This window comes from Streptomyces sp. NPDC043726 (assembly GCF_056436565.1).
The window spans coordinates 719,465-734,953 of the sequence record NZ_JBWKCI010000003.1 but is presented as its reverse complement, the minus strand read 5'-3'; the positions used below and the strand labels follow the sequence as shown (position 1 = coordinate 734,953).

General features: G+C 72.3%; 9 protein-coding genes and 1 rRNA gene. 5 read left to right on the top strand and 5 right to left on the bottom strand.

Annotation, left to right across the window (positions count from 1 at the left end; translation table 11 throughout):
- Together AC068Z_RS12330 and AC068Z_RS12325 are read right to left on the bottom strand one after the other, a co-directional pair.
- A 16S ribosomal RNA gene (locus AC068Z_RS12330) occupies positions 1-295 on the bottom strand; the annotation flags it as partial.
- 623 nt (positions 296-918) lie between these two features.
- Positions 919-1,470 carry a MarR family winged helix-turn-helix transcriptional regulator gene (locus tag AC068Z_RS12325; protein WP_478554527.1) on the bottom strand — a complete coding sequence of 184 codons (552 nt, stop codon included), beginning with the start codon at positions 1,468-1,470 and terminating at the stop codon, positions 919-921.
- A 154-nt stretch (positions 1,471-1,624) separates the two neighbouring features.
- On the opposite strand from AC068Z_RS12325, the gene AC068Z_RS12320 reads away from it, so the two are divergent.
- Positions 1,625-2,899 (top strand): MFS transporter, encoded by a 1,275-nt coding sequence (locus AC068Z_RS12320; protein ID WP_478554552.1) that lies wholly within the window; start codon positions 1,625-1,627, stop codon positions 2,897-2,899.
- Here AC068Z_RS12320 and AC068Z_RS12315 read toward each other — a convergent pair.
- On the bottom strand, positions 2,890-4,551 hold the full coding sequence (locus tag AC068Z_RS12315; protein ID WP_478554526.1) for an ATP-binding SpoIIE family protein phosphatase: 1,662 nt from the start codon (positions 4,549-4,551) through the stop codon (positions 2,890-2,892). The two genes, AC068Z_RS12320 and AC068Z_RS12315, sit on opposite strands and share 10 nt — an antisense overlap.
- A 163-nt stretch (positions 4,552-4,714) precedes the next feature.
- The gene (locus AC068Z_RS12310) at positions 4,715-6,094 is read right to left on the bottom strand and encodes an NAD(P)/FAD-dependent oxidoreductase (protein WP_478554525.1); all 1,380 of its coding nucleotides are present in this window, start codon (positions 6,092-6,094) and stop codon (positions 4,715-4,717) included.
- A 384-nt stretch (positions 6,095-6,478) separates the two neighbouring features.
- Here AC068Z_RS12310 and AC068Z_RS12305 point away from each other — a divergent pair, with 384 nt between their 5' ends.
- On the top strand, positions 6,479-7,276 hold the full coding sequence (locus AC068Z_RS12305; RefSeq protein WP_478554524.1) for a TetR/AcrR family transcriptional regulator: 798 nt from the start codon (positions 6,479-6,481) through the stop codon (positions 7,274-7,276).
- 299 nt (positions 7,277-7,575) lie between these two features.
- Complete coding sequence (locus AC068Z_RS12300) at positions 7,576-9,528, top strand: sigma-70 family RNA polymerase sigma factor (protein WP_478554523.1); 1,953 nt, start codon at positions 7,576-7,578, stop codon at positions 9,526-9,528.
- Positions 9,529-9,899: 371 nt separating this feature from the next.
- Here AC068Z_RS12300 and AC068Z_RS12295 read toward each other — a convergent pair whose 3' ends face one another.
- Positions 9,900-11,999 (bottom strand): asparagine synthase-related protein, encoded by a 2,100-nt coding sequence (locus tag AC068Z_RS12295; RefSeq protein ID WP_478554522.1) that lies wholly within the window; start codon positions 11,997-11,999, stop codon positions 9,900-9,902.
- Between the two features lie 703 nt (positions 12,000-12,702).
- Here AC068Z_RS12295 and AC068Z_RS12290 point away from each other — a divergent pair.
- Together AC068Z_RS12290 and lhgO are read left to right on the top strand one after the other, a co-directional pair.
- Entirely contained in the window at positions 12,703-14,127 is a 1,425-nt protein-coding gene (locus AC068Z_RS12290; protein ID WP_451717737.1) for an NsdA family TPR-like regulatory protein, read from the top strand.
- 66 nt (positions 14,128-14,193) lie between these two features.
- Entirely contained in the window at positions 14,194-15,414 is a 1,221-nt protein-coding gene (lhgO, locus tag AC068Z_RS12285; protein ID WP_478554551.1) for an L-2-hydroxyglutarate oxidase, read from the top strand.
- Positions 15,415-15,489: the final 75 nt, after the last annotated feature.

Below are 15,489 nucleotides of genomic sequence, written 5' to 3'. Positions count from 1 at the left end.
CCCTCTCAGGCCGGCTACCCGTCGTCGCCTTGGTGAGCCATTACCTCACCAACAAGCTGATAGGCCGCGGGCTCATCCTTCACCGCCGGAGCTTTCGACCCCCACAGATGCCTGCAGGAGTGATATCCGGTATTAGACCCCGTTTCCAGGGCTTGTCCCAGAGTGAAGGGCAGATTGCCCACGTGTTACTCACCCGTTCGCCACTAATCCCCACCGAAGTGGTTCATCGTTCGACTTGCATGTGTTAAGCACGCCGCCAGCGTTCGTCCTGAGCCAGGATCAAACTCTCCGTGAATGTTTTCCCGTAATCGGGACGACACCACGAGAGCGGAACAGTCGGAGGAATGATCCGACCGTTCACAGCGTCCTCGCTGTGTTTTTTCAAAGGAACCTCGTCCTCCCGAGCGGGAGAGACGGGGTATCAACATATCTGGCGTTGATTTTTGGCACGCTGTTGAGTTCTCAAGGAACGGTCGCTTCCTTTGTACTCACCCTCTCGGGCTTTCCTCCGGGCTTCCCTTCGTTCTTGCGTTTCCGACTCTATCAGATCTTTCCGATCCGATTTCCTCGGTGCTTTCCAGGTTCTCGCTTTCGCGTTTCCCTTTCCGGCGATGTTGACTCTATCAGATCCTTTCGGCGTCTGACGCCCAGTCAACCGGGCTTGTCCTCGCGGCCGTTGGGCCGTTCCGACGTTTCAAACCTTAGCGGATCCGCTCGGCAGTTCCTAATCGGGCTGCCGAACCCCATTCGAATTGAATTCAGGCACGCCGAATTCAACCCCGCTGGGAGATCGTGCTGGTGGTTTGTGTTGCCGCTGCTGCGGCGGAGGTGCTGCCGGAGAACCGTTACGGCTCGGCGGCAACCCGAAGAACTCTACGGATCGGACAGGGGGGTGTCAAGCGACGCCTGTCAAAATCTTTAATCGAGGTCGGTGAGCCGGCCGCCCGCGTCGGGCTGGGCGTGCTCCACCCTGCGCAGGAGCCGGGTGAGGACTTCGCCCAGGGCGGTGCGCTCCTCGGCGGAGAGGTCCTGGAGCAGGTCCTCCTCGAAGCCCGAGGCGAGGCGCATCGCCTCCATCCACTTCTCGCGGCCCTCGGTCGTGAGCTCCACGATGACGCGGACCCGGTTGGACTCGTCGCGCTCCCGGGTGACCAGGCCCTCGGTGACCATGCGGTCGATCCGGTGGGTCATGGCGGCCGGGGTGAGGCCGAGGCGCTTGGCGAGGTCGCTGGGGCCCAGCCGGTAAGGGGCGCCGGATAGTACGAGGGCCTTGAGGACCTCCCACTCGGTGTTGCTGATGCCGAGGGTGGCGGTCTGGCGGCCGTAGGCGACGTTCATCCGGCGGTTCAGCCGGGAGAGCGCCGAGACGATCTTCTCGACCTGGGGGTCGAGGTCCTGGAACTCGCGCTGGTAGGCGGCGATCTGCTCTTCGAGTGTCGGCTCGCCGTTGACGCCGGAGGTATCGCCCATGCGTCGCAGTATCGCACGGCGGTAGTTGGCGTTGAAGTCCTTCCATGTGTACTCTTTAGCTTCGAACTTTAGCTTTGAAGTCTTCGGAGCTAACTACTTGAGGCCTCACCACTTCAGGCCGGACCACTTGAGAGAGGTGAACGTGACCAGGGCGATGGGCGCAGCGATGCGCCGGATCCACGTGGGCAACGCACTCAGCGCGTTCGGGCTCGGTTTCACCGTCCCGTACCTGTACGTCTATGTGGCGCAGGTGCGTGGGCTGGGTGCGGTGACGGCGGGTCTCGTGCTCGCCGTGTTCGCCGTGGCCGCGCTCGTCGTGCTGCCGTTCGCCGGGCGGGCCATCGTCCGGCGCGGCCCGCTTCCGGTGCTGCTCGCCGCCCTGGTCACCGCCGCGCTCGGCGCGCTGAGCCTCGGCCTCGCCGGGAACGCCACAGCCGTACTGCTGTCGTCGGCCGCGCTGGGGGCCGGGCAGGCCGTGATGCAGCCGGCGCTGGCGACGATGATCGTGGACTGCTCGACGGCGGAGACGCGGTCGCGGGCGTTCGCGACGCAGTTCTTCCTGCAGAACCTCGGTCTGGGTGTGGGTGGCCTCATCGGAGGCCACCTGGTCGACACGACCCGGGTCTCCTCCTTCACGCTGCTGTTCGCGATCGAGGCGGCGATGTTCCTGCTGCTGGTCGTGGTGATGGCGACCGTGCGGACGCCGCACTCGCCGCGCATCGGGGACGCGCCCGGGCGGTCGGCGAAGGGGAGCTGGAAGCAGCTGCTGCAGAACCGGGCCATGGTGCAGCTGTGTGTGCTGGGCTTCGTGCTGTTCTTCGCCTGCTACGGCCAGTTCGAGTCGGGCCTGAGCGCTTACGGGGTCGAGGCGGCCGGGATCTCCACGTCCGCCCTCGGAACCGCTCTCGCGGCCAACACCGCGATGATCGTCGTGGCACAGTTCGCCGTGCTGAAGTTCGTGGAGCGGCGGCGCCGGTCCCGGGTGATCGCGGCGGTCGGGCTGATCTGGGCCGTGGCATGGCTCGCGGCGGGGTACGCCGGGCTCGGGCACGGCAGCCAGGAGATGGCGACGGCGGCCTTCGTGTCGACGTACGCGCTGTTCGGGCTGGGCGAGGCGATGCTGTCGCCGACGGTCGCCCCGCTGGTGGCGGACCTCGCTCCCACGGGGATGGCGGGTCAGTACAACTCGGCCTTCGCCCTGGTGAAGCAGCTCGCGCTGGCGGTCGGCCCGGCGGTCGGCGGCCCGATGGGTGCCGCGCTGCACGCGCCGTACATCGTGACGTTTCTGCTGTTCTCGCTGGGCATCACGTACCTGGCGCTACGTCTGGGCCGCCGGTTGACGCTCGAGCAGGACCACCCGGCGCTGGCGAGGAGCCGGGTGGTGGCGGGCGGCACTCCGTCGCCGGAGACCGCCCCCGCTCACGCCTGAGCGCGCGGCAGCGCGAACTCGCACCACACCGCCTTGCCGCCGCCCGGTGTCTTGCGGGCGCCCCAGGACGAGGCGATGGTCGCGACGATGGCGATGCCCCGGCCCGACTCGTCGGCCGGGTCGGCGCGGCGGCGACGGGGCAGGTGGTCGTCGCCGTCGGTGACCTCGACGATGAGGCGGCGGTCCGTGCGGCGCAGACGCAGGCGCATGGGCGGGGTGCCATGCTGGAGGCTGTTGGCCACCAGCTCGCTCGCCGCGAGGACGCCCAGGTCGTGCAGGTCCGCGGGGAAGCGCCAGCTCGTCAGGACACCGGAGGCGAAGGCACGCGCGCGTGGCGCCGCTTCCACTCCGCCCAGGAGTTCCAGCGCCGCGTTGCGGAACAGTTCGCCGTCCGGGCCCGTGCGCGCGGGGTGCTGGAGGACCAGGACCGCCACGTCGTCGTCGTGGTCCGCCGTGACGCCCGCCGAGCGGACCAGGCGGTCGCAGACGACCTGCGGGCTGCCCGTCGCGCCGGCCAGGGCGCGCTCCAGGGCCGCGATGCCCTCATCCAGGTCCTCGTTCCGGCGCTCCACCAGGCCGTCCGTGTAGAGGACCGCCGTCGAGCCGGGGCTCAGCGGGATCGAGCCGGAGGCGTGCATCCAGCCGCCGGTGCCGAGCGGCGGCCCGGTCGGCTCGTCGGCGCGCAGGACCGTGCCGCTCTCGTCGCGGACGAGGATGGGCAGGTGCCCGGCGGAGGCGTACACCAGCCGCCCCTCGTTCGGGTCGTGGACGGCGTAGACGCAGGTCGCGATCTGGTTGGCGTCGATCTCGGTGGCGAGGCCGTCCAGGAGCTGCAGCACCTCGTGCGGCGGGAGGTCCAGCCGGGCGTACGCGCGGACCGCCGTGCGGAGCTGGCCCATCACGGCCGCCGCCCGCACGCCCCGGCCCATCACGTCGCCGATCACCAGTGCCGTACGGCCGCCGCCGAGGGTGATGACGTCGTACCAGTCGCCGCCGACCGCGGCCTCCGTGCCGCCCGGCTGGTAGGTGGCCGCGATGCGCAGGTCGTCCGGCTGTTCGAGTTCCTGGGGGAGCAGGGAGCGCTGGAGCGTCACCGCGGTTTCGCGCTGGCGGCGCTCGCTGGCGCGCAGCCGCTCGGCGGCCTCGGCGTGGTCGGTGACGTCGGTGGCGAATACGAGGACGCCGCCGCCACCACTGCCGCCGCCCTCGCCTTCGGCGACCGGGGTGCAGGTGAAGGTGTAGGAGCGGCCGTCGGGGGCCTTGCGGGACTTGACCGTACGGGGCTTGCCGCTGCGCAGGACCTGGTCGAACAGCGGGAGCAGGCCCAGTTCGTCCAGTTCCGGCAGGGCTTCGCGGGCCGGTTCGCCGAGCGGGCGGACGCCGAAGGCGCCGGCGTAGGCGTCGTTGACGTAGGCGAGGCGGTGGTCGGTGCCGTGGACCAGGGCGACGAGGGCCGGTACGCGGTCGAGGACTTCGCGTACGGGCAGTTCGTCCAGGGCGGGCAGGGGTGCGTCGGTGAGCTGCTCGGCTCTGGCCGCGGGGACGGAGCCGCCGCTGTCCCCGCGCCGCTCGGGGGTGACCGTGTGGTCGGTCCGCGCTGCGGCGCGGCGCTGCGTTCCGGGGAGCCGGGCGCTCCAGCGCGTGAAGTTCACGAATCCTTGCCTCGTGTCGTCGTCTTCGGCCAGCTCCGGACCCGGCCGGGGCGGAGAGTCGCCCGTCCGAGGGCGTCCAGCGTCGGGGGTCAGTGTGGCAGTGTGGCGGACCGGGCCGACATTCGTCAGACGCCCGCCCGGTCGGTGGAGTTCCTGGGTCCGGTCAGGACGACCCCTTCGGGTCGTCGTCCGTGTCGACAGGAGGCTTTCCACCGGCCGCGAGTTCGAACTCCGCTCGGGGATGTTCGAGCGAACCGAGCGACACGATCTCCCTCTTGAAGAGCCCCGACAGCGTCCATTCGGCCAGGACGCGCGCCTTGCGATTGAAGGTGGGCACCCGGCTCAGGTGGTAGACGCGGTGCATGAACCAGGCTGGGTAGCCCTTCAGCTTGCGCCCGTAGACGTGGGCGACGCCTTTGTGCAGTCCGAGTGAGGCGACCGAGCCCGCGTACTTGTGGGAGTACGTCTGAAGCGGCTCCCCGCGCAGGGAGCGCGCGATGTTGTCGCCCAGGACCCTGGCCTGGCGCACCGCGTGCTGGGCGTTGGGGGCGGTCTCCCTGCCGGGCTCGCCGGCCGTGACGTCGGGGACGGCGGCCGCGTCTCCGGCCGCCCACGCGTGCGGGGCGCCGTCGATGGTCAGCTCGGCGGTGCATTTCAGCCGGCCCCGCTCGGTGAGCGGCAGATCGGTCGCGGCGACGAGGGGGTGGGGTTTGACGCCGGCCGTCCACACGACCGTACGGGTCGGGAAGCGGGCGCCGTCACTGAGCACGGCGACCCGGTCGGCGCAGGATTCCAGCCGGGTGTTCAGGCGTACGTCGATGTTGCGGCGGCGCAGTTCGGTGACCGTGTAGCGGCCCAGCTCCTCGCCGACCTCGGGGAGGATGCGGTCGGAGGCCTCGACGAGGATCCATTTCATGTCCTCGGGGCGGACGTTGTGGTAGTGGCGGGCGGCGTAGCGGGCCATGTCCTCGAGTTCGGCGAGCGCCTCGACTCCGGCGTAGCCGCCGCCGACGAAGACGAATGTGAGGGCCGCGTCGCGGATCGCGGGGTCGCGGGTGGAGGAGGCGATGTCCATCTGCTCGATGACGTGGTTGCGCAGTCCGATGGCCTCTTCGACCGTCTTGAACCCGATGCCGTGCTCGGCGAGTCCGGGGACGGGGAGCGTGCGGGAGACCGAGCCGGGGGCGAGGACGAGTTCGTCGTAGGAGAGGCGCTCGCTGCCGGTGCCCTCCTCCGCGGTGGCGAGGGTGGTGAGGGTCGCGGTGCGCTTGGTGTGGTCGATGGACCGGACCTCGCCGATGACGACCCGGCAGCGGTCGAGGAGGCGGCGCAGCGGTACGACGACGTGGCGCGGGGAGATCGAACCGGCCGCCGCCTCGGGAAGAAACGGCTGATAGGTCATGTACGGGTCCGGTGTGACGACGGTGACCTCGACTTCTCCGCGTTTGATTTCCGGTTTCAACTTCCGCTGGAGTCGCAGGGCCGTGTACATCCCGACGTAGCCGCCGCCGACAACGAGAATGCGCGCACGTTCCTTCACCATCCCATGACGCACCCAGCGCTTGAGTTTGTCCACAGCCTCGGCGATTTGTGTGACCGCGCGCCTTCGGGCCACCGGGTTGGCCGAATTACCGGAGTGCGGGGAAGGCTCGCAGGTCAACGGGTGTGCGCCGGGGGGTCGGAGGGTGTGCAATCGGGACGTATACGACCCGTACGCCGATCGGGGGGCGCTCCGTGCGGAACGTGCCCCTTCTGAATTGACTCCCTCTCAACTATGTTCGTGTGTCGACGGGGTGTAGGGGGATGCGCTCGTCGGGCTCAACGGGTTCGCGACGGGCGGGCTCGAGTCCGGGCAGTTCCACCGCGCTCCGGCTATCTATGGCGGGGAGAGTCTCCGGGGGGAGACGTCATTACCGGGGGAACGCTTATGCATGTTCAGGACTCTCATTGGTCGTCCACGTCCGCCATCACAACGAGTGGCGGAGCGATGGGCGGAACGATGGGCGGAACCATGAACGCGGCGGGGAACGGACGCGGGGACAGTTCCCGCACGACTCCGCTGCGGGTAGACGCACAGCGCAATCTGGAGCACGTCCTGCGCGCGGCGCGCGAGGTCTTCGGCGAGCTGGGCTACGGCGCGCCGATGGAGGACGTGGCGCGGCGCGCGCGGGTCGGTGTCGGGACGGTGTACCGCCGCTTCCCGAGCAAGGACGTCCTGGTGCGCCGGATAGCCGAGGAGGAGACCTCCCGGCTGACCGACCAGGCCCGGGCGGCGCTCGGGCAGGAGGACGAGCCGTGGTCGGCCCTCTCGCGCTTCCTGCGCACCTCCGTGGCGTCCGGCGCCGGGCGGCTGCTGCCGCCGCAGGTGCTGCGCGTCGGGGTCGCGGAGGAGCGCCCGGACGGCGCCGGGTTCGACGAGGCGCGGGTGCCGCAGCAGCGGACGCAGCCGGGCTCCGGCGAGCTGCGGCTGGTGCCGGGGGAGACTCCGGCGGGCTCCGGTGCCGGCGCGGACGACGCGGGCGCTTCGGCGCTGCTCGAGGTCGTGGGGCAGCTCGTCGACCGGGCACGCGCGGCGGGTGAGCTGCGCGCCGACGTGTCAGTGGCGGACGTGCTGCTGGTGATCGCGACGGCGGCGCCCTCGCTGCCGGACGCGGCGCAGCAGGCGGCGGCCTCGGCACGGCTGCTGGACATCCTCCTGGAGGGGCTGCGTTCGCGGCCCTCGTGACCGGCGGCGGGGCAATGCGCCGGGTGACTCGAAAAGGTGATGCCGGGGCGTGGGCGCCAGGTGCGCCCCCGCCTCGGAAACACCCGGGGAACATTCCGGGAATTCCGGGCGATTGCCCCAACTGCTTTTCCGGAAACGTCATTTGAGCCTTCCCCGTAAGGGTGAGGGCCAGTACTGCTGAACAGGAAGTCCCCTCGGACGAGTGGAAGGCCCGCATCGCCGGCCGCTGACGAAAAGTCGATAGGGCACACTGACCCGGTGTTCGGGACTGGTTGGGCTGGCGGCGGGGGCTTTCCGCGATGAGCGTTGACGGGCGGGACGGGTCACTCGACGACGGTGACGCGGAGGGCGACGGCCCGGCCACGCCGCACGTACCGAGCCAGGGCGGACGCGCGGACCTGCCGCAGGGCGGCGAGTTTCCGGTGGCCAGCATCCCGGCACAGGGCGGGGAGCCCGTGGAGGGCAGCGTCCCCGCGCAGCGCGACTGGCGCGAGGACAGCGTCCTGCCGCCGCCGAGGGATCGGACGCCGTCCGACGCCGATCTGATCGGGCGGATGCGGGCGGGCGACGACACGGCCTACGAGGAGCTGTACCGCAGGCACTCCGACGCGGTCCGCCGGTACGCCCGCACCTGCTGCCGCGACGCGCACACCGCCGACGACCTCACCGCCGAGGTCTTCGCCCGCATGCTCCAGGCCGTACGCGGCGGTTCGGGCCCCGAGCACGCCGTACGCGCGTATCTGCTCACCTCCGTCCGGCGCGTGGCCGCGACCTGGACGAAGTCCGCTAAGCGGGAGCATCTGGTCGACGACTTCGCGTTGTTCGCCGCTCAGGCGGCACGGGTTTCGGAGGTGTCGGACGACGACACTCTCGACCTCGGCGCCGATGTGCGCGCGATGCACGAGGCCGAGCAGTCGATGGCCATGCAGGCATTCCGGTCGCTGCCGGAGCGCTGGCAGGCCGTGCTGTGGCACACCGAGGTCGAGGACGAGTCCCCGAGCGAGGTCGCCACGCTCTTCGGGCTCGACGCCAACGGCACGCGGGTGCTCGCCAGTCGCGCCCGCGAGGGCCTCAAGCAGGCCTACCTCCAGGCCCACGTCAGCGCCGCCCTCGTCAGCGACGAGGAGTGCGCCCGCTACGCCGACCGGCTCGGCGCCTACGCCCGCGGCAGCCTGCGCACCCGTGCCGAACGGGGCCTGCGCAAGCACCTGGAGGAGTGCGCCAAGTGCCGCCTGGCCGCGGGCCAGATCAAGGAAGTCGCCGGCGGTATCCCGGCGGTCGTCCCGGTCGCGGTCATCGGCTGGTTCGGCGCCGCCGGGTACGCCAAGGTCGCCGCGCTCATCGCGGGCGGCACCGGAGCGGGCGCCGCCGGTGCCGCGGGGGCCGCCGTCGCGGCGGGCGGCTCCTCCTCGGGCGGTGCGGGCGCCGGAGGCGGCGCGGCGGCCTCCGAAGGGCTCGGCGCCCCGGTGAAGGCCGGAATCGCGGCCGGTGTGGTCGCCGTGGCCGCCGCGGCGGTGGCCCTGGCACTGGTCGCCGACGACGACCCGGCGCCGAAGCCGGACGCCAAACCACCGGTCACCTCGCCCGCGCCGGTCGTCGAGGAGGCCCCCACCCCCGAGCCCCCGAAGAGGACGCCCGCCCCGGCACCGCCCGTCTTCGCCGCCGATCCTGCCCCGACGCCCACCCCCACCCCCACACCGAGCCCGGCCCCCACGCCGAAGCCGGAGCCGACCCCGACCCCCACGCCCACCCCGAAGCCGACCCCGCCCTCGACACCCACCCCCACTCCGACGCCGACCCCGGCTCCTCCGCCCCCGCCGGCCGAGTACCAGTGGAGCGAGCTGCGCTACGACGTCAACGGCGACGGCACCGAGCCGGAGATGCGGATCGGGGAGAGCAACTGGGTCTGGCAGCGGCAGGGCGTGTCGATCGGCGGCACCCGGTACGCGCACGGCGTCACCGTGCACGGCGACTCCTCGGTCACCATCGACCTGAACCGGGAGTGCTCGACGTACCAGGCCATGGTCGGCGTCGACGACATGAACCTGGGCCTGGGGAAGATGCGGTTCTCCGTGTACGCGGACGGGGTCCGGCTGTGGCAGTCCGGGTACGTCAAGGGCGGTGACCCCGCGGTCCCCCTGTCGGTGAACCTCGCCGGGCGCGAGACCGTCCGGCTGGTCGTGGAACCGCACAGCGCGTTCGACAAGCTGCTTCTCGCGGACTGGGCGGAGTCGAAGTTCCGCTGCGCCTGACGCGCGCCGCACGTAGGGGCGGTCTGCCCCTTCCCGCCGTCCACCCGAAGGGCGGGCCCCGCGTCTGGGGCGTGCGAGCGCAAGGCGCCGGAGCGCCCGCGCGCGTGGCGGAGTCGCGTGGGCGGTTCGGCAACGCGACGAACGCCCGCGCGTGCCGCGGAATCACGCGGCAGGTTCGGCAGCGCGGCGAGCGAGTGCGTGGCGCGCCACGTAGGCGGTGCGGCAACACGGCGCCCGCGCGTGCCGCGGAGTCACGTAGGCGGTTCGGCAGCGCGGCGAGCGAGTGCGTGGCGCGTCACGTAGGCGGTTCGGCAACGCGGTGCCCGCGCGTGCCAGGCGTCGCCGGGCAGGCGGGAAGGGGCGGAGCGGCCCTAGGCGCGCCGGGCCGTGGCTCCCGCGCCGAGGGCGTTGCGCTGAGGGGTGATTCCGGCGGGCACCGCACGCGCGCGTGCCGGGGTTCCGGTCCAGCAGGTGCCCCGGCGGGCGAGCAGCCGTCGTAGCCACAGTTCCAGGGAGACCAGGTCCGCGAGGCCGTCCAGGGGCAGCGGTTCGCCCTCGGCGGCGGAGCGCAGCGCCTTGCGGACCACGCGGGCCTCGACCAGGCCGGCCTCGGCGAGCAGCGGCGAACCGAACAGGGAGATCAGGTCGGTGGCCGCGACCCGCAGTCCCGTGCGGGCGGCCGCCGCGGCGGGGGCGTGGGAGGGCGCGCCCCAGCCGGAGGGCAGGTCGGCCACCCCGGCGCCCTCCAGGACGGTGCGCAGGATCGCCGCACGCGCGCCGGGCTGGACGCGCAGGGCCTCGGGGAGGGCGCGGCAGGCGCGGACCACCTGGTTGTCGAGGAACGGCGCGTGCAGGCGCTGGAAGCGGATCTCGGCGGCCTGCTCCAGCACCCGCACGTCCGCCGCGTGGCGCGCGAGGGCGGCACGCGCGCGGTAGTCGCCGGGGCGCTGTCCCGGGCCGACCCCGGAGCGGCTGGTGGCCCCTTGCAGGCGAACCGATACTTCAGCGAGCGCCTCTCCGGTCAGCCAGCGGGCCGCCGGGCCCGGTCTGGCCCAGGTGAGCGCCGCCAGCGACGCCCCTACGGCACCTCCGGGCTCGTCGAACCGCCGCTGCAGCAGGCGCTCGGCGAGCGCCTCGAGCCCGGTGCGATAGGGCGTGCGCGCCAGCTTGCGGGCCGCGCCGTACACCCGCGCGGGGACCATCACCGAGCCGTCCGCCTTGGCGAGCGCGGCGACGGGACGCACCAGGTGCCGGCGCTTGCGGTCCATCAACAGGTCCGTCAGCCGGGCCGGATGGGCGTCCAGGACCTGGCGGGCGCCGTAGCCCGTGAAGTGGTCCGCGCTGCCCGCGGCGAGCCGTGCCCGGTGCCGGGCGGCCGTCACCAGGGACGACCCGGGTTCGTCGGTGAGCGGGCCGTCCAGATCGGCGTACGGCAGTGTCTCCTCGCCGCCGGTCACCACCACGTGGTGCAGGCGCGGGTTGGACGCGAGGGTGCCCGCCCGCTCCAGCTCGGCCTCCCGCCCGCCCACGGCGAGGTCGTTGAAGGTGACCGCCAGCAGCCGCTCCCCCGCGCCCGTGCCGTGTCCCAGCACCGTGCCCGGCATGCCGGGCAGGCCCGCCGCGAGCAGGGCGAGGGTGCCGGAGGCCGGGCCGCCGGAGAGGTCGGCGCCGATGCCGGGAACGGGCATCCCGCGCGCGGCACGGCGTTCGGCGGGACCCATGCCCGGGACGGGCCCGGGGTCGATGTCGGCGCCGGGCACGTGCCGGGGTGCGGAGAGCCGGGCCCGTACCGCCTCCACCAGCGCGTCGCGCACACCGCCTACCGCGCTGTCCGGGTCGGCCGCGGGTGCCGCCACCGCGAGGGAGGCGACCTGCTCGTACCCGGCGATCTCGCGCGCCCCGGCGCGCAGGATCAGCGCGTGCCCCGGCGGAATGCGCCGTACACCGTCATAGGGGGTGGAGTCGTCCAGCGCCGCGGGGACGTCCGGGGCGGCGAGCAGGGCCGCCAGATGCCCGAAGTCGAGGTTGGCCTCGATGAGGTCGGCGAGGGGCAGCGCGGCGGTCGCGTAGGCCGTTCCGCCGGCCCAGGCGGTGTAGAACACCGGCCGGGCGCCCGCCAGATCGCCGCACACCATGACGCGGCGGCCGACCTGGACGACGGCCGTGTAGCTGCCCGGCCAGGCCGTCAGATGCCGCAGTGCCCCGCCGCGCGCGGCGAAGAGGCCGACCCGCAGCTGCTCGTCGCTCGCCCCGCAGATGCCGAGCACGGCGATCCGGGTCTGGGCGTCGGCCTGCACCACGCGCACCTCGTCGGGGCGCCAGTCGCCGACCGCCCACAGCGGATCGGGGTCGCCCCACAGGAGTTGGGAGCCGACCGGGTGCACGGTCTCCCCGTCGGGCCCGGTGGCCCCCGCGGAACCGATCTCGGCGGCTCCCGCGGCGGTGCTGCTCCATCCCACCAACCACCGCATCGACGCCTCCACAGGCTGTGGACCACCAGTGCACCGTACGAACCGGTTCACCATGCTGCCATGAAGGACGCGCGCCGGAGACGCGGCGACACCGCTTGAGATCCTTGAATGCGCCCCTATTGGCGCCCCCGCGCGGCGGGCGGGCGGCGTCAACGCCCGTACGGGCCAAGGCGATCGCCCGGCCGGGGCGACTCGAATGCGCCCCCGGTTCACGCCCCGAAAACGCCCTTCGCGCCGTCAAGTTCCGTGGTGGGAGCGGTGATCACCCGGAAAAGGCGGGGTCGATTTTCAGCCAATTCGGCGTGACGACGACGGGTTTGGCCACGCTCCGTACAGGCCCTGCGCACTACTTGGCGTGTGCGCAGTCCGGGAGGCGGGACTCGCCCCCCGGACCGTTCCGCCGCCCGCGGGGATGGAGGCGGCGGTGTCCCCCAGCCCACTGGATCCAGTACAGCGGGCCGACCCACGCACGATCCATGGAATCGCTCCCCCGATGGCCGGAGAAGAGCGCACGGACGGGCGCACGGCCACACAGCGGGAGCACATCGCAACCGTCCGTACCTGAACCGCACTTCAGTACGGACCACAATCCCGCCATCCGGAAGAATGCCCCTTAACGCTTGGGATGCGGCGAACTACGCTGGGTTTACGAATGCCGCGTGGTTATGCCAGCGCGGCAGCCGTCTGTGTCGAGGGGTGGCGCATGTCCAGGGAGCAACGCGGGCCGAACGAAAAGCTCGGCGCCGTTCTCGCCCTCGCGGGAATCAGCAACGCAGGACTCGCGCGCCGCGTCAACGACCTTGGCGCTCAACGCGGGTTGACTCTTCGCTACGACAAGACGTCGGTGGCGCGCTGGGTGTCGAAGGGAATGGTGCCGCAGGGCGCGGCGCCGCACCTCATCGCCGCCGCCATCGGCCAGAAGCTCGGCCGCCCGGTGCCGCTCCACGAGATCGGCCTGGCGGACGCGGATCCCGCACCCGAGGTGGGTCTCGCCTTCCCCCGGGACGTCGGACAGGCGGTGCGGTCGGCGACGGACCTCTACCGCCTCGACCTCGCAGGCCGGCGTGCCGGCTCCGGCGGCATCTGGCAGTCGCTCGCGGGATCGTTCGCAGTGAGCGCATACGCAACGCCCGCCTCGCGATGGCTGATAACCCCGGCCGACAGTTCGGTCGCGCGCGAGGTGAACCCCGCCGAGGGCTCCGGCGCACCGGCCAAAGTCGGCCACAGCGACGTGCAGAAACTGCGGGAGGCCGCCGAGGACGCCAGGCGCTGGGACTCCAAGTACGGAGGCGGCGACTGGCGTTCGTCCATGGTGCCCGAATGCTTGCGGGTGGAGGCGGCGCCGCTGCTGCTCGGCTCGTACTCCGACGAGGTGGGCCGGGCGCTGTTCGGGGCGAGCGCCGAACTGACGCGCCTCGCGGGGTGGATGGCCTTCGACACCGGGCAGCAGGAGGCCGCGCAGCGGTACTACATCCAGGCGCTGCGGCTCGCCCGCGCGGCGGCGGACGTACCCCTGGGCGGGTACGTCCTGGCCTCGATGTCCTTGCAGGCGACCTACCGGGGCTTCGGCGACGAGGGCGTCGACCTCGCGCAGGCGGCCCTGGAGCGCAACCGCGGTCTGGCCACGGCCCGCACCATGAGCTTCTTCCGGCTCGTCGAGGCGCGCGCGCACGCGCGCGCAGGGGACGCGCAGGCCGCCGGCGCCGCGCTCAAGGCGGCGGAGGGCTGGCTGGAGCGCTCGCGGGACGGCGACCAGGACCCGTCCTGGCTCGGCTTCTACTCCTACGACCGCTTCTGCGCGGACGCGGCCGAGTGCTACCGCGATCTGAAGGCGCCGCGTCAGGTGCGCCGGTTCACGGAGCAGGCGCTGTCGAAGCCGACGGAGGAGTTCGTGCGCTCGCACGGGCTGCGGCTCGTCGTCTCCGCGGTCGCCGAGCTGGAGTCCGGCAACCTCGACGCGGCATGCGAGCAGGGCGTGCGGGCGGTGGAGGTGGCGGGGCGGATCTCCTCGGCGCGTACCACCGAGTACGTGAAGGATCTGCTGCACCGGCTCGAGCCGTACGGCGACGAGCCGCGGGTGGTGGAGCTGCGCGAGCGGGCCCGCCCGCTGCTGATGGCTCCGGCGTAGGCCCCCTCCTCTTCCCCCGGGTTTGAAGGCATTGTCAGTGGCGCAGTGCACTATCGGAGACGGGAGGTGGTGCGGGTGCGGCCGGGGATCGTCCACGACTGCGATGTGCTCGTGATCGGCGCCGGGATCGTCGGGCTGTCCACGGCGTACGCGATCACGCGCGCCGCGCCGGGCACCCGCGTCACCGTGCTGGAGAAGGAGTCCGGACCCGCCCGGCACCAGACCGGCCGCAACAGCGGGGTGATCCACAGCGGGATCTACTACCGGCCCGGCTCACTGAAGGCGCGGTACGCGGTGCGCGGTGCCGCGGAGATGATCAAGTTCTGCGCCGAGTACGACATCGACCACGCGGTCACCGGCAAGCTGATCGTCGCGACCGAGCGGGCGGAGCTGCCCCGGCTGCACGCACTGGTCCAGCGCGGGCGGGAGAACGGCATTCCGGTGCGGGAGCTGGGCGCCGCGCAGATCGCCGAGTACGAGCCCGAGGTGCGGGGCCTGGCGGCGATACAGGTCGGGACCACCGGGATCTGTGACTTCGTGGGGGTCGCGCGGCGGCTGGCGGAGGCGTCCGGGGCGGAGATCCGGTACGGCGCCCAGGTCGTACGGGTGGACCGGCGGCCCGAGCTGGGGGTCGCCGTGCGGACGTCCTCGGGGGACGTCGTCCGGGCCCGGGTGCTGGTGAACTGTGCCGGGCTGTACTGCGACGAGATCGCCCGGCTCACCGGGGACGAGCCGGGGATGCGGATCGTGCCGTTCCGGGGGGAGTACTACACGCTCGCGCGGCCTTCGCTGGTGCGGGGGCTGGTGTATCCGGTGCCGGATCCGGCGTTTCCCTTCCTCGGCGTGCATCTGACCCGGGGGATCGACGGAGAGGTGCACATCGGGCCCAACGCGGTGCCGGCGCTGGCTCGGGAGGGGTACGGCTGGGGGGTCGTACGGCCGCGGGAGCTGGGGGCGACGCTGGGCTGGCCGGGGGCGTGGGCGATAGGGCGACGGCACTGGCGGTACGGGGCGGGGGAGCTGCGGCGGTCGGTGTCGAAGACCGCGTTCGTGTCGGCGGTGCGGAGGCTGTTGCCGGCGGTCACCTCGGAGGACCTGGTGCCCGCGGCGGCGGGAGTGCGGGCGCAGGCGGTGCTGCGGGACGGGACGCTGGTGGACGACTTCCTGATCCGGGAGGGTGCGCGGGCCGTGCATGTGCTGAACGCGCCGTCCCCGGCGGCCACGGCATCGCTGCCGATCGGGAGAGAGGTGGCTCGGCGGGCGTTGGCCGAGCTGGCTCGGGCCTGAGCTTTTCGCCCCCGCCGCCCCTACCCGTCCCAACCCTGAGGGCTGCGCCCTCAGACCCCCCTTTCGGCCCTGAAC

Bases quoted from the DNA above. Each gene is read 5' to 3' on its own strand.
- AC068Z_RS12295 (WP_478554522.1), bottom strand. From the start codon at position 11,999: ATGCGGTGGTTGGTGGGATGGAGCAGCACCGCCGCGGGAGCCGCCGAG.
- AC068Z_RS12325 (WP_478554527.1), bottom strand. From the start codon at position 1,470: ATGGGCGATACCTCCGGCGTCAACGGCGAGCCGACACTCGAAGAGCAG.
- AC068Z_RS12310 (WP_478554525.1), bottom strand. From the start codon at position 6,094: ATGGTGAAGGAACGTGCGCGCATTCTCGTTGTCGGCGGCGGCTACGTC.
- AC068Z_RS12305 (WP_478554524.1), top strand. From the start codon at position 6,479: ATGCATGTTCAGGACTCTCATTGGTCGTCCACGTCCGCCATCACAACG.
- AC068Z_RS12320 (WP_478554552.1), top strand. From the start codon at position 1,625: ATGGGCGCAGCGATGCGCCGGATCCACGTGGGCAACGCACTCAGCGCG.
- AC068Z_RS12300 (WP_478554523.1), top strand. From the start codon at position 7,576: ATGAGCGTTGACGGGCGGGACGGGTCACTCGACGACGGTGACGCGGAG.
- AC068Z_RS12290 (WP_451717737.1), top strand. From the start codon at position 12,703: ATGTCCAGGGAGCAACGCGGGCCGAACGAAAAGCTCGGCGCCGTTCTC.